Consider the following 22601-nt stretch of genomic DNA (forward strand, 5'->3'; position numbering starts at 1 on the left):
GGAGGCCCGGAGGGCCGCGCGGTGTCGCAAGCGTCACAAGCTGTCGTCTTTTGGTCAACGACGAGAACGCGAAGCTGTGACCGGGTGCAAGCACTGGTGATGTGTCAGATCACGCGGTCCGTGGCTGACATGCGTACGTGCTAAGCACCCTGCAGGTGTGAAGTGCATGCTGGACCGCGCATCCTCCGCGGCCCGGTTCCGCACCGATTGGCTCTACAAGGAAGCCTCTTGCCCAGCATCCGGCGCCAGGCAGGCGGCCCTGCTTTGCTCGCTCGAGTCCGCAATGACCGCCTCGCTGAAACCACTTCGGCTCAAGTACAGGCGATTCCACCGATCCAGGGCATCGCCGTCACGCGCCCAACAGGCGTAGCGTGTAATGGTCTCCAGATTGTCGATGGTCGGGTAGCGCTGTGCGATTTCGTCCAGCCCCTGGCGCATCAGCGGCCAATCGGGTGTCGCCGCGCGGAAGTGATCGGCCGAATACGCGGTGGCTGACCAGTACAGCCGTGCGTAGCGCATGGCCCGCTTTTTCTTCGCGATACTGGCCATCGAGCGCCGTGCGAAGGCTTCCATCTTCTGTGCGCTGCCGCCCCAGGCCGGCGTGAAGTGCTGCAGGGCAATGAAGTGCAGCGGCTCGTAGTCGGGGAAGGCCTTCGCTGCACGGTCGACGAGCCTCAGTAGTTCTTCGTCATCCGCGCCCTCGCGCAGCGCGATCAGCACGCTCATCTCGTGCCAGAACGGGTCGCCGCCGGCAACGCCCTCATGCGATTGCAGGTAGGCCTGCGAAGCCGCGTTGTACTCATGGAACTGAGCCCAGTCTTCGGCATTGACGGTGTTGGCGTAACCATTTCCGCGGTAGCTCCAGGCCAGGTTGAGCGGAATCCGTGCAGTCATCAGGTGGGCTGCCGGCGACTTTGGCGCATGCTGAACCCAGCGCGCCGCCCAGGCCGACCAGCGGTTCCAGGCCTCCACCTCCTGCCGCGCCGTGCCGATTGCACGCGACATGCAGAGGTAGAAACGGCCCAGCCGGGATTCGCCGGCGGCGTTGAGCTCGCCCGTGCGGAGGCGCGCGGCCATCGCGTCCAGTGCCGGAAAGTCGTCGTTGGACATCAACTGCGCGATTTCGCTGCAGTCATCCGTGACGTCGGGGTCCCGGGCCGCCACGGCTGAAGGGGCGAACAGACTGGCCACGCTCAAGAGCGTGCCGACGAAGAGCGTCCTGCGCATCGGGGGGGCATCCTTGCATTGATGGGAGCCTGCGGAGGACCGCAGTGCCGCGAAGCATACCAAGGTGCGCTTTGCGCCATGCTGCGTCGCAAGGTGCCAGCCACCATTCGCACTGGTACGGTCCGACCCGTTGCACCACCACCGACGGGGAGAGACGACGATGCGCAAGCTTTTGCTGCTGTTGATCCTGCTGACCGGCCTGGCGCCCACTGCCTGGGCCGCCACGGTCAAGACCACCCATCGCAGCATTCCCAGCTGGGATGGCACGCCTCTCGGGGCCTTCGTCATCGAACCGCAGGATGCCGGCAGCGGGCGCTATCCGCTGCTGGTCATGCCCAGCAGCTGGGCGGTGCCCAGCGTTGAGTACGTGGGCGTGGCACAGTCGCTGGCGCAGCGCGGCTATGTGGTCATCAGCTACAGCTCGCGCGGCTTCTGGGAGTCGGGTGGCAGCATCGACATCGCCGGGCCCGCCACGGTCGAGGATGTCAGCGCGCTGATCGACTGGGCGCTGGACAACACCCGTGCCGATCCGGCCAGGATCGGGGTCTCGGGCATCTCCTATGGCGCCGGCACCAGCCTGCTGGCGGCGGCGCGCGACCCCCGCATCAAGGCCGTTGCTGCACTCAGTGGCTGGGCCGACCTGCAGGCGTCGCTGTACAGCCATGACACACCTAGCGCCCAGGGCATCGCCCTGCTGGTGGCGGCGGGTCTGGCCACCGGCCGCCCCGGCGCGGAGCTGGCCACCATCAACCGCAATGTGCTGGTCGGCAATTACCAGGGGGCGGTGGACTCGCTGCTGCCGGTGGCCGCACAGCGCAGCCCGGCCAGCAGCCTTGAAGAGATCAACGCCAACCAGCCGGCAGTATTCCTCGCCAATGCCTTCAATGACAGCCTGTTCCCGCCGGGGCAGCTGGTCGATTTCTTCAACCGCCTGAAGGGGCCCAAGCAGCTGCAGTTGCGCCACGGCGACCATGCCCTCAACGAGGCCTTCGGTGCGTTCGGCATTCCCAATGAGGTCTATGCCGCCGTGGGCGACTGGTTCGACCACTACCTGAAGGGCGTGGACAATGGCATCGATCGCCAGGCAGCGGTGCAGCTGAAGTCGCAGAAGGGCAGCTGGAGCCGCTATCCGGACTGGCAGGCCACCAATGCGGGCGCCGTCAGCTACGGCCTGACCGCACCCTCCGGTTTGTTGCTTCCCACCGGCGGCCTGGCGGAGAACGGTGGCGCTACCGGCTGGAGCTACCGCATCGGCAGCGGGCTGCTGACGGCTGCCAGTTCCGGCGTGGTGATGGCCTCCGGTGCACTGCAGATGATCAACCTGCCGCCCGGCGCCTATGTACCGTTCGTCGGCCGCAACGCCGCCGGCGTCTGGCAGGGCCCGATCTACTGGAGCGCACGTCGCCTGGATGGCGCACCGGAAGTGCGGGTGACGGTGACGCCCAGCCGCGCCAATACCACGCTGTATGCCTACCTGTATGCCGAAGACGCGCTGGGCAACGGCCAGCTGGTCAGCCACAAGCCCTACACCCTGCGCGGGGCCGCGCCCGGCCAGCCGAAAACAATCGATCTCCGCCTGGAAGCCAGCAGCTGGAACCTCCCGGCCGGCAGCCGCCTGACCCTGGTGGTCGATACCGTGGACCTGCGCTATGCAGGCATCAGCCAGCTGGGCGGTGCGGTGACCTTCAGCTCACCGGCCAACGCGCCTTCGGTGCTGAAGGTGCCCCTGCATTGACGTGGCGCCGCGCCCGTTGCGGCGGGCGCGGCACGACAGACCTGAAAGTTGCCAGACTGGAGCGCAATCCAGTCGAGAGGTGAATCGATGGCGCTCGCATCGTTGCTGGTCGGCGCGGTACTGGCAGCAGGCACCCAAGGCTCTGCCACAGATTGGCCGAGCACGCTGTTGATGGATCTGGAGGCTGCTGACGCGGCCCTGCGCGACAGCCATCCCGGGATGGTTGACCCGCACAATCCCGGCTTCGTCGCCCAGATGGACGGCGCCCTGTCACTTGCACGGTCGCGCGCGCGCCAAGTCGACAGTTTCGCCGGCTACTGGTGGGCGATGAAGGGCTATGCGGCCACGTTCAACGATGGCCACGTGAGTCTCAATCCATTGGCGGGCGCCCCCATGCTGCCGGCCCGATGGTCCGGGTTCCTGACGGGCTTCGAAGGTGACGCGCAGGTGGTGATGGTCGTGGATGGACGCCCCGGTCGGCCGCCCATGGGCGCGCGATTGCTGTCCTGTGATGGCGTCGATGCACAGGCACTGGCTGAGTGGCGCGTGGGCGACTTCAACGGGCGCTGGAACCTGCAGGCGAGCCGTATCCACGCTGGCGGCGAGGTGCTGCTTGAACAGGGCAACCCGTTCGTGCCGACGTTGCACAGCTGCGTTTTCTGGGTGGATGGGCGCCAGAGCGCCTACACGCTGCAATGGCTTCCGATTGATACGGCAACACGCGAAGCGCGACTGGCCGATACCCGTCGCAGCTTCCGCCCAGCCAATGGCTGGCACACATTGGCCGGTGGCGGCTACTGGATCACCACCAGCAGCTTCAATGCCGATCCAGCCACGCGCAATGCCCAGCAGCTGACCGAGCTTTTGCAGCAACTCACCCCGGTGGCCGACGCACTGAAGCAGGCACCGCGGGTGGTGCTGGACGTGCGCGGCAATACCGGAGGTGCGTCGCACTGGAGCATCGCGCTGGCCCGTTTGATCTGGGGGCCTGCAGCGGTGGATGCATTGCGTGACGAGAGTTGGGCGGAATGACGGACGTCGGAGGCCAACGTCGCGCAGCTGCGCGGCTTCCTGCAGAAGCTGAAGGCAGCACACGACGCGTCGCCCGAACTGCTGCACATGCTGGAAACGGTCACCGCAGGGATGGCCCGTGCCGGTGCGAACGGTGAGGCGCTGTGGCGCGAACCGGCGGACGCGCCGGTTGGGCCGATGCGTCCGCCCGCTGCAGCCGTTCCGGATCGCAGCGGCAGGGTGGTGATCGTGGCGGACGCCTCCTGCGGCTCAGCCTGCCTGGATGCACTGGATCTATGGAAGCGGCTGGGCGCTCTGCAGGTGGGGGTCGAGACGTCCGCCGACAGTGTCTACATGGATATCAGGCCTCAGCCATTGCCCAGTGGGCTGAGCCGGATTTCGGTGCCCATGAAGGTCTACCGCGGTCGCGGGCGCGGTTCGAACGAGCCCTACGTGCCGGATCGCCGCTACGCGGGGGACATGCGGGACACGCAGGCGCTGGAGGCATGGATCCTGGAGGGCAGGGACTGATCGGACCTGATCGGAACCCGCCGCCCGCGCTGCGCTGATGGAGGATCATTCCCCCTGTGGCAACAGCACCCGGATCATCTCGTGCTGCCTGGACAGATTCGCCCGTTGCACGAAACCCTGGACGATCGAGGCTGCCACCTTGCGCTGGTTGTCCATGTCCAGCAACGGTGCGATGGCCTGCCCGGAACCGTCGGGGCTGTCCCGGAACGGGCAACCGACCGGGCCAGCCGTGGTGAATGTCAGGATCGCCTTGGCCACGCGCGCCGACGGCGAACGCGGCGCATCGAAGATCACCAGCGTTCGCTCGTAACTGATACCCGTCGCACGTACGGTCGAGTGCAGGGAATCCTCGATGGTCATGTGCGCGCCGAGATCCTCGGCAAGCGCATTCAAGCAGTTGGCCGCCGTCGCCCTGCGCAGCGTTGCAGGGTCGGTGCGGATGATCATCGCGCAGTCGACGTCGGAGATCGGTACCTGGGTGACATCCAGGTAGGGGTTCTGTGCCAGCGTCCCGATCAACGCCAGATCGTCGCTGTAGCCACAGGATGCGGCAGATGTCTGCAGGCGTTGCAGCAGCGTTGCGACCCGCTGCGCGACCCACTGCCGCCCCTGCCGCAGGCGATGCGTGTGGGTGGCCGACAGGGCGCCGTGATCGAATCCCGAAGATGACGCCTGCATGCGCATTTTGACCTCACGCATGCAGGCATCGACCTGCTGCATGCAGTCCCTGTCATCGGCGAACACCGGCGCCGCCGAGATGCCATCGATCACCCTGCCGAACGTCGCCAGGTCGCCCTGCTGGTCGCGGTACCAGTCGTGGATGCGCTGCACATTGCGGCGACGCTTCTCCAGCTTGTCCGCACCCGGCCAGCCGGGATAGGCGGCGATCTCGCACAGCATGGTCAGGCCTTCCCACAGGTGGTACTCCATGCTGGGCAGGGGCAGCCGCCAGCGCTCTTCCGCGCCGGCATCCTCGGCAATCACCAGATGGTTGCGGATGATGTCCGACCACACTGTCACGGCCTCCACGGTATCGCGGCGCGGCGTGGTCACATCGATCAGTTCCATCAGGATCGGCCGCGGCGTCACCGGGTCGTCGCCGGCAGGCGCCTTCGGATCCTTCACCCATCGCGCGTGCCAGGTGTAGCCCATGCGGTACAGCACGAACGGCTTGATGCCGTCGTTGAGGATGATGCCGGGTGGCGGCGGAGGGGCAGGTGGCGGCTGCACGGGCAGTGGCGGCTGCGGCGGGGGCAGCACGGACGGGCTTGTCACCGGCGCGGGCGTGCCGATGCCCTTCAATGGCTCGCTGGTGAACAGATGCAGGCCCGCGCGGTCACGCTGGTAGACCTTCCGGAACGTCTGCGGAGTGTCACAGATCACCAGGCACTGCTGGCCGGGCGGCACATGGATGTCCACCGGTGCAAGATCCACCACTTGGCCGGCCAGCGGATTCTGGTTGGGTGGGAAGACGCTGATCTCCAATGCGATATTGAGGCCGGCGCCGAGCATCACCTCGATCACGATGTCCTCCACGCCGCCGTGCAGGGCGTCCTGGGCCGGGATCGGAATCCAGGGATTGATCACCACCTGCGTATCCCAGTCGGACCGGCCGAAATCGAACAGCGTCGGTGGCGGCTGGGCCGGGCGTTCAAGCAGTGCGTCCAGTGCGTTGCCGCCCTTGACGTAGAAGAACATCAGCGGCTCGTCAGGCTTCAGGCTGTAGTCGCGCCGTACCTTGCTGGACAGGCTGCGCAGCTGGTCCTTGATGTCCGACAGGGCCTTGACCACGACCGAGCGGACGTCGGGATACGCCTGCGCGTTGTTGATCTGCGCGGTGAGCTGCTTGCTGATGTGGCGCCGGGCCTCGCGCTCGGGCGTGCTCTCTTTCATGGAGGGGCCTCGCTGGGGTTGCAGGGGATCACACGGGTTCGCGCTGGAGGCTCAGGCGGGTGACAGCAGAGCGGCGATCTCCCGGTACCAGTCGATCTCCTGGCTACCGGGCCTGGCGCTGGCCAGGGCCTCGTCAACCTCCAGTGTTCCTTCGCCCGGAACCTCCACACGTGCCCCGAGGACATTGCGCAGATTGGCCACCGGCACCCGTCCGATGCTCGCCACCTCCCAGTCGGTCACCAGGCAGGACTGGGGGCGCACAGGGCTGCTGGCACTGGCCTGGACGTTGTTCTCGGCCTCCTGCGCCATCCGCAGGAGCTCCTCGGCCGTGGTGCGGAAGCGAACCAGGGAGAAGCTGCCTCCCCCATCCGGAAACAGCCGGGCACGCAGATCGCATGCGGCGCGTCCCTGCCCAAGCCAGATGCCAAGCTCCTCCTCGAACTCGCGGCGCGCGGCGCGCTCCTTGCGTTCGTTGTTCAGGCGGCCGCCGCCGGGCAGGGCCCATTGCCCCGCCTGGTTCACCAGCGCCGGGGGCAGGCCATCCGACCACGCTCCGACTTCCGCCACCAGGCGTTGTGCCAGTATCAACGCAGCGGCCCAGTTCGGCGCACCCCGGGTGGGCGGCGGCAACGCGATGGAGAGCTCCCGCAAGGTCGTACGCGCAGCGCTGAACGGGGGAGGGGTTCTTGCGTCCTCGCGGAACAGGCTCTGCAGAGCGGCCAGCGTCTCCATGGCGATGTCATCGGTTTGCGGATGCGCGCGTTCGGCGCTTTCAAGCGCCCGGTCCAGTGCGTCCATGGTGCGGGGCAGCGTGCGTTCGCCGCGGTAGGCGACTGACCCAGCGGCGCGCCAGGCGCCGGAAAGCAGCTTCTTCACCAGATCCCAGTCCTGCTCTGTGCCACCACCGGACGCGTTGCGGATGGCCAGCACAGCGGCCATCGCCTCGGCAGAAAGTACGACAACGGAATTGCTGCCCCACCAGCTGTTGAGCACCCGTTTGCGGACGACCAGATAGTGGGCTCCATCCCAGACTGCGACGTAGACCTGGTTCATGGTGCACCCCTCCGTTCAACCTGCGTGGAGGGGGCCGGGCGCATTGCCGGTGTGCCAGCGGTAGTCCGGGAAAGGCGTGCCATGTCTCGCTCCTGTGGGCTCGAAAAGTGGGGGTTTGGCGGCGTTGCCATCGGGGCGCAGGCCGTGCGTCGCCGCGAATCCACTGTAGGAGCGAGGGGCGAGGGAGGATCGGCGCCAGCCACGATGTATGCGGCGGAACCGACGGAACAGGAGCGCGGGTGCATTGATTTCCCCGCATTGGCGCAGAGCCCGTGGCCGCCCAGGGATCAGCGACTGCCGGCGCCTGCCTCCGGGGCGTGCAGCACGCGCAGCTTCTTCTTGTTGATCTTGCCGACGCTGATCACCTGGCTGTTCCTGAAGCACTACCTGCGTTGAGTGGCAGCCGCTGCAGCGTCAAGCCTGGCGGTCGAGACACCATGCTAGCCTTCCCCTTGGCAGAGGAGTGCCTGACAGGGGGAAGGCATGGACACACGACGCCGCGTTTGCAGCGTATTGACTGCATCCGGCATGCTCGCACTGGCACTGTCCGCCAATGCGCTCGCGCATCCGGGCGGGCTCGACAAGCAGGGGTGCCACACCAACCGGAAAACGGGTGAGTATCACTGTCATCGAGGCGCTCCAGCGGCACCTCGATACGTCGACACTCCGCGCAGCAGTTTCGCCCCCGCGCCCGCGCGCAGTTCCCGGGTGTTTGCCAACTGCGCGGAGGCCCGCGCCGCCGGGGCTGCGCCGGTACGGCGTGGTGATCCGGGCTATGGCCCGCACCTCGATCGTGACAATGATGGCGTGGGCTGCGAACCCTATCGCGGCCGCAGGTAGGGCATGGCCCGCCTGGCTTCAACTCCCGTTTCCCCGCATTCGTCGGCCATCGCCGGGGATCGGTCGCACGATCTCCCCGTATGGCAGGGCCATGCCCTAGGCTGTTGTGATTGAACTGCTGGGATGCAAGCAACCATGAACCGCTGGATTTTCCTGGCATTGGCCACGCTCCCGTTCACTGCCGGTGCCGTGGTCATCCGTGATGATGTGGACGACACCCGGTATCAGATCGATGCATCGGTGTTCCCGGCACTGGCCGACATGCGGGGCGAGGGGCACGGCGTCCTGATCGCGCCGCGCTGGGTGCTTACCGCCGCGCATGCCGCGCCGATGGAAGGGAGGGGCGCCACCATCACCATCAATGGGAACGGCTACGGCGTCGAGCGTGTCTTCCTGCACCCCGGCTACCGGAGGATGCCCGAGGCGCTGGGCAAGGAAGCGATGGCAACCGGGAGCGCGTCGAAAATCCACGCGTTCCTGGCAGCATCGGATGACATTGCACTGATCAAACTCGCCGCACCGGTGAGCGATGTGCCGCCGGTCGCACTCTACCGTGGCGCCGACGAGGTCACGCAGGTTGCCGCCCTGATAGGGAGAGGCGCCACCGGCAATGGTGCGACTGGCCTGGTGCCCGGCGGGCCGCATCGTACGACGCTGCGGCGGGCCTGCAACGCGATCACAGGCGGCAACACGCGCTATCTCTGGTACCGGTTTGATCCGCCTCCGCAGGGCCTTCCCCTTGAAGGCGTGCTCGGCAACGGCGACAGCGGCGGCCCGCTGGTGATCGAGAAAGATGGGGCCTGGCAGCTGGTGGGCCTCGGTTCCTGGATCACCGCCGTACCCGAGCATGCGCTGGAAGCGGGTTTCTATGGGCAGGTGGTCTACAACGTGCGTGTGTCCCGCTACATCGACTGGATCGAAAGCATCATCGAGCGTGACGCGTCACTTTAATTCTTGTTCCCGTAGCCCGGCGGTGCGGAGCAGGCGTAGCGGAAGCAAGCGCGCCTTAACGATTCATGGTCTCGAACAAGCGCACGGTGCGGATCTCAGCCGGTGCGACGGGCGCTCGTATCCTTCCCGACATGAGTCCTCCCTTCGATCTTCCAGAGTTCATGACGGTCACCCGGCCCTCCGGCTGGGTACGGAGCGGCGAGCGCTGGGACCTGTGGTGGAACGGGCGCTCGGTGGCCAACATCGTGCCGCATGCCGAACTTGGCTTCCGGGTCTACCTGGATGCACGCAGGATGTCCCAGACCAAGGTGGTGGCCGCCACGAATGTGCGGCAGGCCAAGCGCTACGCCGAGCGCTGGTGTGCTGCGCGGCTCTGCCCACAGCTGCGGCTGCGCGAGGCAGTGGCACGCCTGGTGGACGTAGCGCCGGAAACATGCGCTGCGCCGTTGCCCGCGCTTTCGCGGGAACAACGGCAGCAGGCCCGCCGCCTGGCCGAGGCCGGGGCGGGGGAGGTGGTACGGATCAAGCAGGCACTGGCGCCGCGACAGCCCGCGATGAAGACCCGACCGGAAGTGCAGGGGCGGGGTGGAGCCTGGTCGATACCCGGCCAGGCTCCGTCAAACCGACATTCGAACAACAATTCCTCCCCAGCCAGGGTTATGCCGAGAGTTCTTCGCGAACGATCCTCGCTCCCGCGCTGAGTGCGCGCAGCTTGCCCCTGGCCACGTCGCGCGCCAGTGGCGCCATGCCACAGTTGGTGCTCGGGTAGAGCTTGTCGGCGTCCACGAACTGCAGCGCCCTGCGCAGGGTGTTGGCCACGTCCTCCGGGGTTTCCACCGTGGTGGAGGCCACGTCGATGGCACCGACCATCACCTTCTTGCCGCGCACCAGCTCGATCAGGTCGATCGGCACATGGGAGTTGTGGCATTCCAGCGAGATGATGTCGAGGCTGGAGGTCTGCAGCTTCGGGAACGACTCCTCGTACTGGCGCCATTCCGAACCCAGCGTCTGCTTCCAGTCGGTGTTGGCCTTGATGCCGTAGCCGTAGCAGATGTGCACCGCCGTCTCGCACTTCAGCCCTTCGATCGCACGCTCCAGGGCGGCCACGCCCCAGTCGTTCACCTCGTCGAAGAACACATTGAAGGCCGGCTCATCGAACTGGATGATGTCAACGCCGGCGGCCTCCAGTTCCTTCGCTTCCTCATTGAGGATCTTCGCGAACTCCCAGGCCAGCTTCTCGCGGCTCCTGTAGTGCGCGTCGTACAGCGTGTCGATCATCGTCATCGGGCCCGGCAGCGCCCACTTGATCGGCTGCGTGGTCTGGCGGCGCAGGAACTTCGCATCCTCCACGAACACCGGCTTCGGGCGGCTCACCGCGCCAACCACGGTCGGCACGCTGGCGTCGTAGCGGTTGCGGATGCGCACGGTTTCGCGCTTCTCGAAGTCGACGCCGCTGAGATGCTCGATGAAGGTGGTGACGAAATGCTGCCGGGTCTGCTCGCCGTCGCTGACGATATCAATGCCGGCGTGCTGCTGTTCCTGCAGGGACAGGCGCAGGGCGTCCTGCTTGCCTTCAAGCAGGGCTTCGTCCTGCAGCTTCCAGGGTGACCAGAGTGTTTCGGGCTCTGCCAGCCAGGAGGGTTTGGGCAGGCTGCCTGCGGTGGAGGTGGGGAGCAGCGTCTTCGTCGGCATTGTGTCGTGTGTCCTGGGGCGGTTGGTAAATCGATGGATCAGCGGGCGGCCCACTGCTCAAGCACGGCGCGGTACGGCTTGATGAAGTGCTCTTCGGTGAACCTGCCCTGCTTGACCGCCAGCTGGCTGCGCTCTTCGCGGTCGTAGACGATGCGGGTGGAGGAGTAGTCCTGGTGCTTCAGGCTGGGCTGGTAGACCTTGCCGGCCACGGAATTGGCGTTGTAGATCTCCGGGCGGTAGATCTTCTGGAAGGCTTCCATGGTGCTGATGGTGCCGATCAGTTCCAGGTTCGAGTAATCGCCCAGCAGGTCGCCCTGGAAGTAGAACGCCAGCGGCGCGACGCTGCCCGGTGGCATGAAATAGCGCACCTGCAGGCCCATCTTGTCGAAGTACTGGTCGGTGGGGGAGAACTCACCCTGGCGGTATTCCACGCCCAGGATCGGGTGATGGTTCTCGGTGCGGTGGTAGGTCCTGCTGCTGGAAACACTGATGCAGATCACCGGCCCCTTGCTGAAGTTGGCGCGGTAGGCGTCCGAGCGCAGGAAGTGCTGGAACAGCTTGCCGTGCAGGTCGCCAAAGCCCTCCGGAATGCCGAAGGTGTCCTTGCCCTCGTTGCTGGCCGGCAGCACGACGCTGAAGTCGTAGTCGCGTACGTAGGACGAGAAGTTGTTGCCAACGATGCCCTCGCTACGCACGCCGGTCTGCGTATCGACGATGGTCGGCCGCAGCACTTCGATCAACGGGAACGGATCGCTGCCGTCGGCGCCGTCGATGTGCATCTCCACGGTGATGATGTCCAGCTCGACCGCATAGCGGTCCGCATTCGGGTTGTCCCAATGTGCCAGGTCGTTGAAGCGGTTGTTGATCATGCTGATCGTGTTGCGCAGGTTCTCCCGCCGCGACGCGCCACGGGCCAGGTTGGCGAAGTTGGTGGTGATGCGCGTGCCCTCGGCCGGCTGGTAATCCTCGTTGAAGGGGATGTGCGTGATGCTGAAGGTGAAGGTATCGGTCGTCATGGCGGCGTTCCGGGTTGCGGGGTGACATCCAGATGCAGGTCGGCGGCGTCTGGCATTCAAAGCGTTGCGGTGGCCTCTGCGGTAGCGGGAGGCGCGGCGCGATGGGACAGCGCCAGCAGGGGCATCGCCCGCTGCACGGCCAGTCGCGCACGCTGGATCAGTGCGTCGTTGTGCACGCGGCCCTCGGCGAAATCGCGGTCGGTGGCGTAGACGCCCAGGGGCAGGGTGCGGGCCTGGAAGAAGCTGAAGAGCGGGCGCAGCTGGTGGTCGATCACAAGGGCGTGGCGCTCGCTGCCGCCGGTGGCGGCCAGCAGGATCGGGGTGTCGACCAGCGCATCCTGGTCGATGAAGTCGAAGAAGTGCTTGAACAGGCCGGTGTAGGAGCCGCGGTAGACCGGCGTGGCCACCACCAGGACGTCGGCCTGTTCAACCGCAACCAGCTGCCGCTCCACGGCCTCGGGCAGCTGCGAGCGCCACAGCGCACCGGCCAGCTGCGGTGCCAGCTCACCGAGTTCGATCAGCTGCTGTTCGCTGTGGATGTCCTCGCCGATCAGGTCCAGCAGATGCTCGGCCAGGGCGGCGGCCCGGGAGGGGCGTTGCAGTCCGCCGGAAACGGCGACGATACGGAGGGGGCGGGTCATCTGTTCGCTATCAGCGGGGGAGGGGAGCGCCTTCGGGCATCTGCAGGTGCGCAGCCCTGCAGGCCGGCTGGGTCAGCAGGCTGGCAGGCAACCGAAGGCATGACCCGATCCTAGCCATGCCCTTCCATGACGTAAAATGGTATTACTTCACCAATCCATGAATGAGATTCATCGTCATGTTGGAACGGATCCACCTCAGCATCGTGCAGCAGGTCGAACAGCAGGGCTCGCTCACCGCGGCCGCCGGCGTGCTCAACCTGACCCAGTCGGCGCTCAGCCACAGCATGAAAAAGCTGGAGCAGCAGCTGGGCACCGATGTCTGGCTGCGCGAGGGCCGCAGCCTGCGCCTGACCCAGGCCGGGCAGTACCTGCTGGCGGTCGCCAACCGGGTACTGCCGCAGCTGGACCTGGCCGAGGAGCGGTTGGGCCAGTTCGCGCAGGGCGAGCGCGGCGCGCTGCGCATCGGCATGGAATGCCATCCGTGCTACCAGTGGCTGCTGAAGATCGTCTCTCCCTACCTGGCGGCGTGGCCGGACGTGGATGTGGACGTCAAGCAGAAGTTCCAGTTCGGTGGCATCGGCGCATTGTTCGGTTACGAGATCGACCTGCTGGTCACGCCCGATCCACTGCTGAAGCCGGGCCTGAAGTTCATCCCCGTGTTCGATTACGAGCAGGTGCTGGTGGTCGCCAGCAACCACGCCCTGGCCAAGGTGGACCACGTAAAGCCGCGCCAGCTCGGCCAGGAAGTGCTGATCAGCTACCCGGTGCCGTTCGAGCGCCTGGACATCTACAACCAGTTCCTGCTGCCGGCCGGCATCACCCCGCGGCGCCACAAGGCCATCGAAACCACCGACATCATGATGCAGATGGTGGCCAGCGGCCGCGGCGTGGCTGCCATGCCGCGCTGGCTGGTGGAGGAGTACGCCACGCGCATGGACGTGGTGCCCGTACGGCTGGGCGCCAAGGGCATCCCCAAGCAGATCTACCTGGGTGCGCGCGAGGCCGATACCGGTATCGACTACCTGCAGGCCTTCATCGAACTGGCCCGCAACAGCTCGCCGCTTGCCGGCAATGCACGCGAGGCGCGCTGATGCCGGCCGGTACCTCAGCGCACGCGGAAGCCTTCATCAACGCCTTTTCACTGGAAGTCAGCGCGAAGGCCATGCCTGCGCTGCGCGCCGAGGCGGATCGGATCCCGCGCGGTACGGTCATCTCCATTCCCTGGCTGGCCAGCGAGGATGACGACGCCCGCCTGGCCGCCGTGCGCACCGTGCGCGCGCTCGGATTCGAGCCGATGCCGCATCTCTCTGCCCGCCGCATCCGGTCAGCCGCATCGCTTGCGCGCTTCCTGGAGCGTGCGGCCGGCGACGCCGGGGTCGCGCGTTGCCTGCTGATCGCGGGCGACCTGGCCACGCCCGCCGGACCGTTTGCCGACAGTGCTTCGATCATCCAGACCGGTCTTCTGGAGCACTCCGGGATCAAGGTCGTTGGTATCGGCGGACACCCGGAAGGGCATCCGGTAATGAGCAGTGACGAACGCTGGCAGGCGCTTGAGCGTAAATGCCAGAGCATCGAAGCGCGCGGCATGGCCCCCTTGATCGTCACCCAGTTCGCCTTCGATGCCGATGCCGTGCTGGCCTGGCTGGATGCACTGCGCGCGCGTGGCATCAGCGTCCCGGTGCTGGTCGGCGTGCCGGGCCCGGCCAGCGTCTCTCGCCTGCTGCGCTACGCCGCGATGTGCGGCGTGGGCGCCAGTGCATCGATGCTGGCCCGGTATGGCATCTCGATCGGCCGGCTGCTCGGCACGGCAGGGCCGGAGGTGTTCGTCGATTGCCTGGTGAAGGGGCTGACCCGCGCCCATGGCCAGGTCAGCCCGCATTTCTTCCCGTTCGGCGGTATTGCGCCGTCGCTGGAGTGGGTGGCGCAGTACCGGCGGCGCATTTCCATCAGCCAGCGCCGATGATCTGCATCATGGCACGGATCGCGTTGTCCGGGTGCCGGGTTGATCCAGCGAAGGCGCCGGCCTGGAAAGCCTCCCATTGCAGCCACGCATGCCCAGGTCGAGGCGCTCTGCAATGCCCTGCGGGTTGATATCTCCGGCGCGATTGATCAGCACGACGAGCGTTCTTCGATCGGTGGGACGGTGCCGGAGATACCCGGTAAAGCCTGCGGTCCCGCCGCCATGGCCGACTACCTTTCCGCCATCGGAAACTTCCCAGCCGGCCCCCCAGCCCGCCTTGCTACCATTGGCGAGGAGTGTGTCGCACCACATCCGCTTCAGGGCCGACTCGGGCAACAGTCGATGCTGGTCCAGCGCCACAGCAAAGCGCGCCATGTCGTCGATGCTGGCGAGCAGGCCGCCAGCGGCCCATGCCGAGCCCGGAGCAGTGGGTGGCGGTGCGCGCCAGTGGCCATCCTGGAACAGATGCCCCTGGGCAACACGGCGCCGATCGTCGGCACGACGCGGTCCCGCATCGCGCATGCCCAGCGGCGACAGTATCTCCTCCTGCAGAACCCCCCAGTAGTCCATGCCGGTTGCATGCTCGATGGCCAGGCCGAGCAGGATGTAGTTCGTATTGGAATAGGCGTGCCGCGCACCGGGCGCAAACGCCAGCGGCCGCTCGGCCACCTCTGCGAGCAATTCACGGGGGGCTGGATTCGTCGGCATCAACCGCAGGAAGTTGTCTTCATTCAGATAGTTGGGAATGCCTGAGGTATGGCTCAGCAGCTGCAGCAGCGAAGTGGATGCCCATACGGAAGGCAACCCTTCCACGTACTCGCCGATGGGCGCGGTGACGTCGAGCAGATGCCGCTGCTGGAGCCGGAATATCAGCAGGGCCGTGAACAGCTTGGTGATCGACCCCAGTTCGAACACGGTATGGCGATCAATCGGTGCAGGCCGGGTGTCATTGAGCCGCCCGGTCGTGGACAGCGCGGCAATGCGCCCGTGATCGACCAGAACGGCCGCCATGCCAGGCTGCCGTTCGGCCTGCAGCAATGCGGTCAGCGAACCGCATCCCGCCAACGTCGCCCGGCTCGCCAGCGCCGATGGTGCTGACAGGCCGCAGCCGGTAGCCAGCAGCGCCGCACACAGGCGGCGTCGAACAGGGTCGTGGTACATGCACGTGGCTCGCAGCGGCGTCGTGGTGATGGTAGCGCGGACCGAGGGCCGGCCCGCTCAGGGTGAACCGGGTGAATTCACCCCGACAGCTGCCGGGGACGCGCAGCATGCCGGCGGGTCATCCGCGATGGCTGACAGCTGTCACTGGCTGCAACCCGGGCGGAAGCGAATAGTGAGCGCCAAGGCGAGGACACCTCGCCACCACTCAGCCACCACTCACCAGGGGGACCGCTCATGAACATGCTCCAGCAACTCGCCTCGCAGACGCCGATCTGGGTCTGGCTGCTCCTGGCCTTCCTGGTCACCCGTGGCATTGCCGCCATGAAGCCGGCCCAGACCTCGCTGCAGAAGCTGGCGATCGTGCCCGGCCTGTTTGCCGTCTGGGGCGCGTGGTCGATCAGCCATCGTTTCGGCGCGTCGCTGATCGCCTGGAGCGAGTGGCTGGCCGGCATCGCCACGGGGGCCGCGCTTGCCTGGCTGCTGTTGAGTCGATTGAAGCTGACGCTGGACCGCAGCACCGGCAAGCTCTGGCGCAGCGCGGACTTCAGCCTGCTGCCGCTGCTGCTGGTCACCTTCCTGGTGAAGTACGGCTTCGAGGTCGCATTTGCGGTGTCGCCGACGCTGACCGCCAGTGCCGGCTTCAGCGCCGCCTACCTGCTGCTGACCGGCGGGTTCACTGGCGTCTTCGTGGGCAAGTACTGTCGCTACCTGGCCTCGCTGCGGATGGATGCGGCGGGGAAGGGACTGGAAACCGCAGGTTGATTGACCTGGTAGTGCCGGTCGCTGGAGGCTCCGCAGGTCATCGGCAATCGAGTTTGGCGTTACCATCGGAGCGGCTGCACCTCCCGTGAGAGCCCGGGATGGATGGAACCATCTGAGCAGGAATCGATAGTGGAAGCGATATATCCGGTCGGCGTTGCAGGGGGAATGCGGATCATCTGGTTTGCCTGGGTATCAGGTGACCATGATCGGGTGATGTCCAGCAATGGAAGGCCTGTCTGCGATAGCAGCAAGGAAGGGCTGGAGGGTCAGGTTGCCGCGCGCGGCCGAGTCCTGGACTGGGAAGGAGAGTCCGTCATTGACCTCGACTCGCTGATCTCGTCTGTAGATTCAGGGCGGGAGGTCGACCCCGGGGAGGTCGTGGATGCATGGAATTTCATGACGGACCTCTCCAGGGTGATCGACAACGCCCCCAATCAGCTGTTTCATGCCGAGTTGATGGAGACCTATGACATCTTCTTTTCGCAGTGCGAGGTCGCTCAATCGCTTGGTCTGAGATCGATTTCCATTGCAAGGCGCGATCTGGATCGAGCCCTTGTTGTCCTGCGCGACGGAAGGCGAATGGTGCAGGGCATCCAGTTGAACATCGAACGTCCTGCGTCCTCGCCAACCGTCGGGCGCACGCATGAGATCCATTGATCTGTGGACAATGAAACGGAACGCCAGGAAGGCTGGGTTGCGGGTGGTTGGCAACTTTCTGATTGTTTCGTACACGCGCGATGTGATCTCCGGGTTTGCCATGGACCCAGCGCCGTCCTCCATCTATGTATGGACCTTCGCACTTCCGGTCTATGACGGCCTGCCACACCTGCATATGTCTCTCGGCCAGAGGGTCGCTTGCCCGGAAGATCCAAAGGACTTTTTCCGCGGCACGCACGAGGCTCACCTCGCAATGCTCGAAGGGGTGAGAACAGCTGCGGACCTTCTGATGTATGTTGAAGAGGCCGGTTTCGAGGGCGATTACTGCCAATGGGTGAAGTACCTGTCCACCATTCGCCTGGGCGATTTCCCGGCCGCAGACGCTGCACTGAAGAATCTGCTCGCACTGCCGGTGTCCAGCGCGATCCGCGGAAGACTGGACAGGATGCTGGAGGCAATCGGGCGAGGTGGCGAATCAGGCGCGCGGCAGCTTCTGCAGGAATGGTCGATGCAGACGGCCCGATTGATGGGTGGCAGCAGCACATTCGCCTGGAGTCAGGACAGCACAAGCGCGTGAACCGCGCGGTTGCTCACGCCTCCCCACGCCACTGGCTCATCAGCATCTGAAGGAATCGCTCTGCGGTGGGCGAGAGCAGGGCACCCCGTCGGCGGACGATGCCGATCGTGCGCGACACCACCGGGTTGCCGATCGCGCGCGTCACCAGGGTGGGGTGATCCCCGTCCGGCGTGGCCATCTTCGGTAGCACCGACACGCCGATGCCGGCCTCGACCATGCCCAGTGACGTCGACAGGTGCGTCACCTCGTAGTGCCAGCTCAACTTGAGGTTCTCGCGCGCCAGCGCGCCGTCCAGCAGCGTGCGGTTACCGCTGGTGCGATGCACGGTGATCAGCTGGTGCTCGGCCAGATCAGCCCATTCCACTTTGCGCTTGCGGGCCAGCGGATGATCGCGCCGGCAGGCGAGGACGAAGGGATCCTCGGCCAGCACGTCGAAGTCGAGATTCGGATCGTTGGCGCCCATGAAGTTGATGCCGAACTCGACTTCACCACGTTCCACTGCCTGCAGACCCTCCGTGGCCGGGATATCCAGAATGCGGAAGCGCACGTTCGGGTGTGCTTCGTGGAAACGCGCCATCACGCTGGGCAGGAAGTAGAACGCCGCCGTCGGCAGGCACGCGATGGTCACGGTGGCGCCGCGGGTGTCTTCGCGGCCGCGCAGCGAGAACAGCGAGCCATCGAATTCCTCCAGCATGCGGCGCACCAGTGGCAGCAGGTTCTCGCCGACAGCGGTGGTACTGACGCTGCGCGTGGTGCGCTCCAGCAGCGGCGAACCCACGGCCTGCTCCAGCTTCTGTATCCGTCGGCTGAGCGCCGGCTGGGAGACGTGCAGGATTTCAGCGGCGCGATGGAAGCTGCGTGTCTCCGATACCAGCAGGAACGCGCGTAGATCCAGGATTTCGCAATTGATGCTCATTGGGTATCAATCATCCAAAAATCAGCAATTCACAGATCAATTAGGGTCATGCCAGTATCGAATCACAGAGGGGTCATTCATCCCCTATACGCATCAATCTAGCACACGTATGTCCAACGATCTGCTCAGCATTCCCTGCGTGCTCATGCGCGGCGGCACCTCCAAGGGCCCGTTCTTCCTGGCCAGCGACCTGCCGGCGGACACCGCCGAACGGGATCGCCTGCTGCTGGAAGTGATGGGCTCGGGCCATCCGTTGCAGATCGACGGCATCGGCGGTGGCAACGCACTGACCAGCAAGGTGGCGATCATCGACTGCTCGAGCCGGGCGGACGCCGACGTGGACTACCTGTTCGCCCAGGTCCGGGTGGAGCAGCAGGTGGTGGATACCTCGCCCAACTGCGGCAACATGCTGGCGGCCGTGGGCCCGTATGCCATCGAGCGTGGGCTGGTGCAGGCGCAGGATCCGCAGACCGAGGTGCGCATCCACAACGTCAACACCGGCAAGCTGATCATCGCCACGGTGGAAACGCCGGGCGGCACTGTGGCCTACCGCGGTGATACGCGCATTGCCGGCGCGCCGGGCGCAGCCGCGCCGGTCAGGCTGTCCTTCCTTGATGCGGCAGGCGCCCGCACCGGCAAGCTGCTGCCCAGCGGGCATGCGCAGGAAACCATCAATGGCGTGCCGGCCAGCCTGGTGGACTGCGCCATGCCGATGATGCTGGTGCGTGCCGAAGACCTGGGCGTGCGCGGTGATGCCTCGCCCGCCGAACTGAACGCGGACGCGGCGTTCATGCGCCGGCTGGAAGCGCTGCGCATCGAGGCGGGCGCCCGCATGGGCATCGCCGACGCCGGCAACAAGGTCATTCCCAAGCCGGTGCTGCTGTCGGCGCCGCAACAGGGCGGCGATCTGCAGGTGCGCTATTTCATGCCGCACCAATGCCACACCGCACTGGCCATTACCGGTGCGGTCGGCCTGGCCACCGCCGCCGTCACGCCGGGCACGCTGGCCCACACTTTGGTCGGATGCCGGTCCGTTCCCGGCAGCATTACCCTCGAACATCCGAGTGGGGCCCTGGAGGTGGGCCTCAGTCGCAGCTCGGGCGATTCGCCGGTGATTGCCAGCGTGGTCCGCACCGCACGCCGCTTGTTCGAGGGGCGCGTGTACGCGACTTCGCCCGCGCCCGCCACGGCCAGTGCCACCCAAGCCCGCCAATGGACGTCAGCGGCATGATCTGAACCCGGACGGGCCTGCGTAGACGCGCATGCCCGCCATTACAACGTAGATGCTTCACTCCTGGGAGGGATGATGTACAAGCAGTTCTTCTTGGCCGCGCTGTGCGCGGCCGGTCTGGCCGCGGCCGGATGCAGCAACAGCGGGCGCAGCGAAGGCGCATCCGCCGGCGGTGGCGACAATGCCCCGGTACGCATCAGCGTCGGCTCCTACAACCTCAACAACCTGCCGTTCTTCATCGCCGACGCCAAGGGGTACTTCAAGGACGTCGGCCTGCAGGTGAAGACCGAGAACTTCGCCCAGGGCGGCTCCAAGGTATTGCAGGCGCTGGTGGCCAATTCCACCGACGTGGCCGTCGGCTTCTACGACCACACCATCCAGATGCAGGCCAAGGGCAAGGACGTGGTGGCCTTCGTACTGCTCTCGCGCAACTCCGGCCTGGTGATGGCCGGCCGCGAGGATGCCACCTTCGATCCGGCGCGCCCGGAGACCATCAAGGGCCAGAAGGTCGGGATCACCGCGCCGGGCTCCTCGTCCGACTTCTTCGTCCGTCACTTCCTCGCCCAGCACGATATTCCGGCCGACAGCATCTCGTTGATCGGCGTCGGCTCGGGCGCCGCAGCGGTGGCCGCGCTCGAGCAGGGCAAGATCGACCTGCTCGTCAACTATGATCCTGCCGCCACCCTGATCACCGAGCGCAAGGTCGGCAGGATCATCCTCGACGCGCGCAGCGACGACGGCGCCCGCCAGGTCTATGGCGGCCTGTACCCGACCTCGGTGATGTACGCCAACCAGAGCTTCCTGGACACGCGACCCGAAGCGGCCGAGAAGATCGCCCGCGCCGAGCAGATGGCCTTGAAGTTCATCGCCGACAACAGTGCTGAAGACATCGTGGCCGCGCTGCCGGACAGCTACGTCTCCGGTGACCGCGCCACCTATGCCCGCGCGGTGGAGAACGCGCGCGCGATCTTCACCCGGGACGGTCACTTCACGCCTGCCGATCTGGAAACACCGCTGAAGGTGCTGCGTGAGTTCAACACGGATGTCGCCAAGGCCGATATCGATCTGTCCCGGACCTATACCAATGCCTTCGTCGAGCGTGCCAACGCTGCGGCGCCGGCTGCCCAACCGTAAGCGGAGGTAAACCATGGCCCTCAATGCCACCGTGCGCCAGTTCAATGGCGCGCCGCAGCTGGAGCCTGCACAGACCATGGTCGCCATCAACAAGGTGACCATGTCCTTCGGCGAATTCACCGCCGTACGCGATGTCGACATCCAGGTGGGTGACGGCGAGTTCCTTGCCATCGTCGGACCCACTGGCTGCGGCAAGAGCACCATCCTCAATTCCGTGGCGGGCCTGCTGAAGCCGTCGTCGGGCCAGGTCAGCATCGATGGCCGTGCCGTCAGCGGCGTGCAGGAGTCGGTCGGCTACCTGTTCCAGCAGGACGCGTTGCTGCCGTGGAAGACCGCGTACCAGAATGTTGAACTCGGCCTGCGCTTCCGTGGTGTGCCCGAGGCCGAACGCAAGGCCAAGGCCGACGCGTGGCTGGCCAAGGTCGGCCTGGCCGGCTTCGAGCATCGCTACCCGCACCAGCTGTCCGGTGGCCAGCGCAAGCGTGTGCAGATGGCCCAGGCGTTGATCGTCGAGCCGAAGGTGATCCTGATGGATGAGCCGTTCTCGGCGCTGGACATCCATACCCGCCACCTCATGCAGAACGAGCTGCTGAGGTTGTGGCAGGAAGACCGGCGCTCGGTGATCCTGATCACCCACGATCTGGAAGAAGCGATCGCCCTGGGCGACCGCGTGGTGGTGCTGTCCTCCGGCCCGGCCAGCCGCGTGGTGCGCAGTTTCGATGTGGATCTGGAACGGCCGAGGAACGTGGCCGAAATCAAGCTGGATGACCGTTTCACCGACCTGTACCGCGACATCTGGGCCTGCCTGCGCGGCGAAGTGGAGAAGAGCTATGCACGCCAAGACTGACAAGTTCATCCAGCTCGCGCTGGTGGTCGCCGTGTTCGGTGGCTGGGAAGGCGGCATCGCGCTGGGCGTGATCGACCCGTTCTTCTTCCCATCGCCAACCGCCATCGTGCAGCAGGCCTGGACCTGGCTGTCCGATACGTCGTTCTATCAGCATGTCTACATCACGCTGACCGAAACCGCGCTGGGCTACATCATCGGCACCGGCCTGGGTGTGGCCGGCGGCGTCTGGCTCGGCCTGAGCCGCCGCTCGGCACGCATCCTCGATCCCTTCATCAAGGGCTTCAACGCGATTCCGCGCGTGGTGCTGGCGCCGATTTTCGTGCTGTGGCTGGGCCTGGGGCTGTGGTCGAAGGTGGCGCTGGCGGTCACGCTGGTGTTCTTCACCACGTTCTTCAATGCCATGCAGGGCGTGCGCGAGGTGAATCCGGTGGTGCTTGCCAATGCCCGCATCCTGGGGGCGAGCCGCAGTGACCTGCTGCGCCATGTCTACTTCCCCGCAGCGGCGAGCTGGATCCTGTCTTCGCTGCGTACTTCGGTCGGCTTTGCCGTGGTCGGTGCGATCATCGGCGAATACCTCGGCGCCTCGGCGGGCCTGGGCTACCTGATCGCGCAGGCAGAAGGCAACTTCAACGCTGTGGGTGTGTTCGCCGGCATCATCATCCTGGCCGCCTTCGTGCTGGTCATCGACGCGCTGCTGGACGTGGTCGAGAACAAGCTGATCACCTGGCGTCCCAACGCCCAGGCACAGGCCACCAGCTGACCCGGA

Annotated in this window: 21 protein-coding genes and 1 pseudogene; 14 read left to right on the forward strand and 8 right to left on the reverse strand. The window is 65.9% G+C overall.

The genetic code is table 11. The features are described from left to right. Positions 1-213: 213 nt before the first annotated feature. Complete coding sequence (locus tag J3A72_RS12865) at positions 214-1227, reverse strand: DUF4034 domain-containing protein (protein ID WP_049406583.1); 1014 nt, start codon at positions 1225-1227, stop codon at positions 214-216. Positions 1228-1387: 160 nt separating this feature from the next. On the opposite strand from J3A72_RS12865, the gene J3A72_RS12870 reads away from it, so the two are divergent. Both J3A72_RS12870 and J3A72_RS23235 read left to right on the forward strand, forming a co-directional pair. After that, complete coding sequence (locus tag J3A72_RS12870) at positions 1388-2962, forward strand: CocE/NonD family hydrolase (protein ID WP_075076942.1); 1575 nt, start codon at positions 1388-1390, stop codon at positions 2960-2962. 87 nt (positions 2963-3049) lie between these two features. Further along, positions 3050-4504: pseudogene (locus J3A72_RS23235) on the forward strand (S41 family peptidase). A 45-nt stretch (positions 4505-4549) separates the two neighbouring features. Here J3A72_RS23235 and J3A72_RS12880 read toward each other — a convergent pair. Together J3A72_RS12880 and J3A72_RS12885 are read right to left on the reverse strand one after the other, a co-directional pair. After that, positions 4550-6397, reverse strand: coding sequence for a hypothetical protein (locus tag J3A72_RS12880; RefSeq protein WP_075076941.1), 1848 nt, complete (start codon positions 6395-6397; stop codon positions 4550-4552). Between the two features lie 51 nt (positions 6398-6448). Further along, complete coding sequence (locus J3A72_RS12885; protein ID WP_046430775.1) at positions 6449-7450, reverse strand: NUDIX hydrolase; 1002 nt, start codon at positions 7448-7450, stop codon at positions 6449-6451. Between the two features lie 528 nt (positions 7451-7978). On the opposite strand from J3A72_RS12885, the gene J3A72_RS23170 reads away from it, so the two are divergent. The 3 genes from J3A72_RS23170 to J3A72_RS12900 all read left to right on the forward strand — a co-directional run bounded on the left by J3A72_RS23170 (position 7979) and on the right by J3A72_RS12900 (position 9942). After that, positions 7979-8290, forward strand: a complete 312-nt coding sequence (locus J3A72_RS23170) for an excalibur calcium-binding domain-containing protein (RefSeq protein WP_075076940.1) — start codon at positions 7979-7981, stop codon at positions 8288-8290. Between the two features lie 135 nt (positions 8291-8425). Continuing rightward, positions 8426-9241: a trypsin-like serine protease gene (locus tag J3A72_RS12895; protein WP_075077010.1), complete on the forward strand. Its 816-nt coding sequence runs from the start codon at positions 8426-8428 to the stop codon at positions 9239-9241. Between the two features lie 65 nt (positions 9242-9306). Further along, a complete protein-coding gene (locus tag J3A72_RS12900; protein ID WP_075076939.1) occupies positions 9307-9942 on the forward strand; it encodes a hypothetical protein in 636 nt (211 codons plus the stop codon). Here J3A72_RS12900 and J3A72_RS12905 read toward each other — a convergent pair. Genes J3A72_RS12905 through msuE form a run of 3 tightly spaced genes read right to left on the reverse strand, consistent with a single transcriptional unit; the run spans position 9899 to position 12590 of the window. Further along, positions 9899-10933: a methionine synthase gene (locus tag J3A72_RS12905; protein WP_014647229.1), complete on the reverse strand. Its 1035-nt coding sequence runs from the start codon at positions 10931-10933 to the stop codon at positions 9899-9901. The genes J3A72_RS12900 and J3A72_RS12905 overlap by 44 nt on opposite strands. 38 nt (positions 10934-10971) lie before the next feature. After that, positions 10972-11949 (reverse strand): DUF1852 domain-containing protein, encoded by a 978-nt coding sequence (locus tag J3A72_RS12910; RefSeq protein ID WP_014647228.1) that lies wholly within the window; start codon positions 11947-11949, stop codon positions 10972-10974. 56 nt (positions 11950-12005) lie between these two features. After that, a complete protein-coding gene (gene msuE / locus J3A72_RS12915) occupies positions 12006-12590 on the reverse strand; it encodes an FMN reductase (protein WP_041863466.1) in 585 nt (194 codons plus the stop codon). A 176-nt stretch (positions 12591-12766) separates the two neighbouring features. On the opposite strand from msuE, the gene J3A72_RS12920 reads away from it, so the two are divergent. Then, positions 12767-13681: a LysR family transcriptional regulator gene (locus J3A72_RS12920; RefSeq protein WP_014647226.1), complete on the forward strand. Its 915-nt coding sequence runs from the start codon at positions 12767-12769 to the stop codon at positions 13679-13681. Next, positions 13681-14553 (forward strand): methylenetetrahydrofolate reductase, encoded by an 873-nt coding sequence (locus J3A72_RS12925; RefSeq protein ID WP_075076938.1) that lies wholly within the window; start codon positions 13681-13683, stop codon positions 14551-14553. Before J3A72_RS12920 ends, J3A72_RS12925 begins: the two co-directional genes overlap by 1 nt. Before the next feature lie 6 nt (positions 14554-14559). On the opposite strand, the gene J3A72_RS12930 is transcribed toward J3A72_RS12925, so the two are convergent. Beyond that, positions 14560-15711, reverse strand: coding sequence for a serine hydrolase domain-containing protein (locus J3A72_RS12930; RefSeq protein ID WP_075076937.1), 1152 nt, complete (start codon positions 15709-15711; stop codon positions 14560-14562). Between the two features lie 234 nt (positions 15712-15945). On the opposite strand from J3A72_RS12930, the gene J3A72_RS12935 reads away from it, so the two are divergent. The 3 genes from J3A72_RS12935 to J3A72_RS12945 all read left to right on the forward strand — a co-directional run bounded on the left by J3A72_RS12935 (position 15946) and on the right by J3A72_RS12945 (position 17707). Continuing rightward, complete coding sequence (locus J3A72_RS12935) at positions 15946-16473, forward strand: DUF6622 family protein (protein WP_075076936.1); 528 nt, start codon at positions 15946-15948, stop codon at positions 16471-16473. 129 nt (positions 16474-16602) lie between these two features. Beyond that, positions 16603-17130, forward strand: a complete 528-nt coding sequence (locus J3A72_RS12940; RefSeq protein ID WP_181160698.1) for a hypothetical protein — start codon at positions 16603-16605, stop codon at positions 17128-17130. Between the two features lie 10 nt (positions 17131-17140). Next, positions 17141-17707, forward strand: a complete 567-nt coding sequence (locus tag J3A72_RS12945; protein ID WP_032958916.1) for a hypothetical protein — start codon at positions 17141-17143, stop codon at positions 17705-17707. A gap of 13 nt (positions 17708-17720) precedes the next feature. Here J3A72_RS12945 and J3A72_RS12950 read toward each other — a convergent pair whose 3' ends face one another. Next, entirely contained in the window at positions 17721-18623 is a 903-nt protein-coding gene (locus J3A72_RS12950) for a LysR family transcriptional regulator (RefSeq protein ID WP_010485668.1), read from the reverse strand. Positions 18624-18732: 109 nt separating this feature from the next. On the opposite strand from J3A72_RS12950, the gene J3A72_RS12955 reads away from it, so the two are divergent. The 4 genes from J3A72_RS12955 (at position 18733) to J3A72_RS12970 (ending at position 22595) form a co-directional block, all read left to right on the forward strand. Then, on the forward strand, positions 18733-19854 hold the full coding sequence (locus tag J3A72_RS12955; protein WP_075076935.1) for a 4-oxalomesaconate tautomerase: 1122 nt from the start codon (positions 18733-18735) through the stop codon (positions 19852-19854). Between the two features lie 75 nt (positions 19855-19929). Beyond that, positions 19930-20988 (forward strand): ABC transporter substrate-binding protein, encoded by a 1059-nt coding sequence (locus tag J3A72_RS12960; protein ID WP_041864185.1) that lies wholly within the window; start codon positions 19930-19932, stop codon positions 20986-20988. A gap of 13 nt (positions 20989-21001) precedes the next feature. After that, positions 21002-21835: an ABC transporter ATP-binding protein gene (locus J3A72_RS12965; protein ID WP_046430758.1), complete on the forward strand. Its 834-nt coding sequence runs from the start codon at positions 21002-21004 to the stop codon at positions 21833-21835. Beyond that, positions 21819-22595 (forward strand): ABC transporter permease, encoded by a 777-nt coding sequence (locus tag J3A72_RS12970; protein ID WP_005409726.1) that lies wholly within the window; start codon positions 21819-21821, stop codon positions 22593-22595. The genes J3A72_RS12965 and J3A72_RS12970 overlap by 17 nt, the downstream gene beginning before the upstream one ends. The last annotated feature ends 6 nt before the right edge of the window (positions 22596-22601 follow it).

The sequence above is a fragment of the Stenotrophomonas sp. PvP093 genome (genome assembly GCF_017876915.1).
In the GTDB taxonomy this organism is placed as follows: Bacteria; Pseudomonadota; Gammaproteobacteria; order Xanthomonadales; family Xanthomonadaceae; genus Stenotrophomonas; species Stenotrophomonas muris.

What these genes read in the sequence shown, in the direction of transcription:
- J3A72_RS12865 (WP_049406583.1), bottom strand. Translation starts at nt 1,227, where the DNA reads ATGCGCAGGACGCTCTTCGTCGGCACGCTCTTGAGCGTGGCCAGTCTG.
- J3A72_RS12870 (WP_075076942.1), top strand. Translation starts at nt 1,388, where the DNA reads ATGCGCAAGCTTTTGCTGCTGTTGATCCTGCTGACCGGCCTGGCGCCC.
- J3A72_RS12880 (WP_075076941.1), bottom strand. Translation starts at nt 6,397, where the DNA reads ATGAAAGAGAGCACGCCCGAGCGCGAGGCCCGGCGCCACATCAGCAAG.
- J3A72_RS12885 (WP_046430775.1), bottom strand. Translation starts at nt 7,450, where the DNA reads ATGAACCAGGTCTACGTCGCAGTCTGGGATGGAGCCCACTATCTGGTC.
- J3A72_RS23170 (WP_075076940.1), top strand. Translation starts at nt 7,979, where the DNA reads ATGCTCGCACTGGCACTGTCCGCCAATGCGCTCGCGCATCCGGGCGGG.
- J3A72_RS12895 (WP_075077010.1), top strand. Translation starts at nt 8,426, where the DNA reads ATGAACCGCTGGATTTTCCTGGCATTGGCCACGCTCCCGTTCACTGCC.
- J3A72_RS12900 (WP_075076939.1), top strand. Translation starts at nt 9,307, where the DNA reads ATGGTCTCGAACAAGCGCACGGTGCGGATCTCAGCCGGTGCGACGGGC.
- J3A72_RS12905 (WP_014647229.1), bottom strand. Translation starts at nt 10,933, where the DNA reads ATGCCGACGAAGACGCTGCTCCCCACCTCCACCGCAGGCAGCCTGCCC.
- J3A72_RS12910 (WP_014647228.1), bottom strand. Translation starts at nt 11,949, where the DNA reads ATGACGACCGATACCTTCACCTTCAGCATCACGCACATCCCCTTCAAC.
- msuE (WP_041863466.1), bottom strand. Translation starts at nt 12,590, where the DNA reads ATGACCCGCCCCCTCCGTATCGTCGCCGTTTCCGGCGGACTGCAACGC.
- J3A72_RS12920 (WP_014647226.1), top strand. Translation starts at nt 12,767, where the DNA reads ATGTTGGAACGGATCCACCTCAGCATCGTGCAGCAGGTCGAACAGCAG.
- J3A72_RS12925 (WP_075076938.1), top strand. Translation starts at nt 13,681, where the DNA reads ATGCCGGCCGGTACCTCAGCGCACGCGGAAGCCTTCATCAACGCCTTT.
- J3A72_RS12930 (WP_075076937.1), bottom strand. Translation starts at nt 15,711, where the DNA reads ATGTACCACGACCCTGTTCGACGCCGCCTGTGTGCGGCGCTGCTGGCT.
- J3A72_RS12935 (WP_075076936.1), top strand. Translation starts at nt 15,946, where the DNA reads ATGAACATGCTCCAGCAACTCGCCTCGCAGACGCCGATCTGGGTCTGG.
- J3A72_RS12945 (WP_032958916.1), top strand. Translation starts at nt 17,141, where the DNA reads ATGAAACGGAACGCCAGGAAGGCTGGGTTGCGGGTGGTTGGCAACTTT.
- J3A72_RS12950 (WP_010485668.1), bottom strand. Translation starts at nt 18,623, where the DNA reads ATGAGCATCAATTGCGAAATCCTGGATCTACGCGCGTTCCTGCTGGTA.
- J3A72_RS12955 (WP_075076935.1), top strand. Translation starts at nt 18,733, where the DNA reads ATGTCCAACGATCTGCTCAGCATTCCCTGCGTGCTCATGCGCGGCGGC.
- J3A72_RS12960 (WP_041864185.1), top strand. Translation starts at nt 19,930, where the DNA reads ATGTACAAGCAGTTCTTCTTGGCCGCGCTGTGCGCGGCCGGTCTGGCC.
- J3A72_RS12965 (WP_046430758.1), top strand. Translation starts at nt 21,002, where the DNA reads ATGGCCCTCAATGCCACCGTGCGCCAGTTCAATGGCGCGCCGCAGCTG.
- J3A72_RS12970 (WP_005409726.1), top strand. Translation starts at nt 21,819, where the DNA reads ATGCACGCCAAGACTGACAAGTTCATCCAGCTCGCGCTGGTGGTCGCC.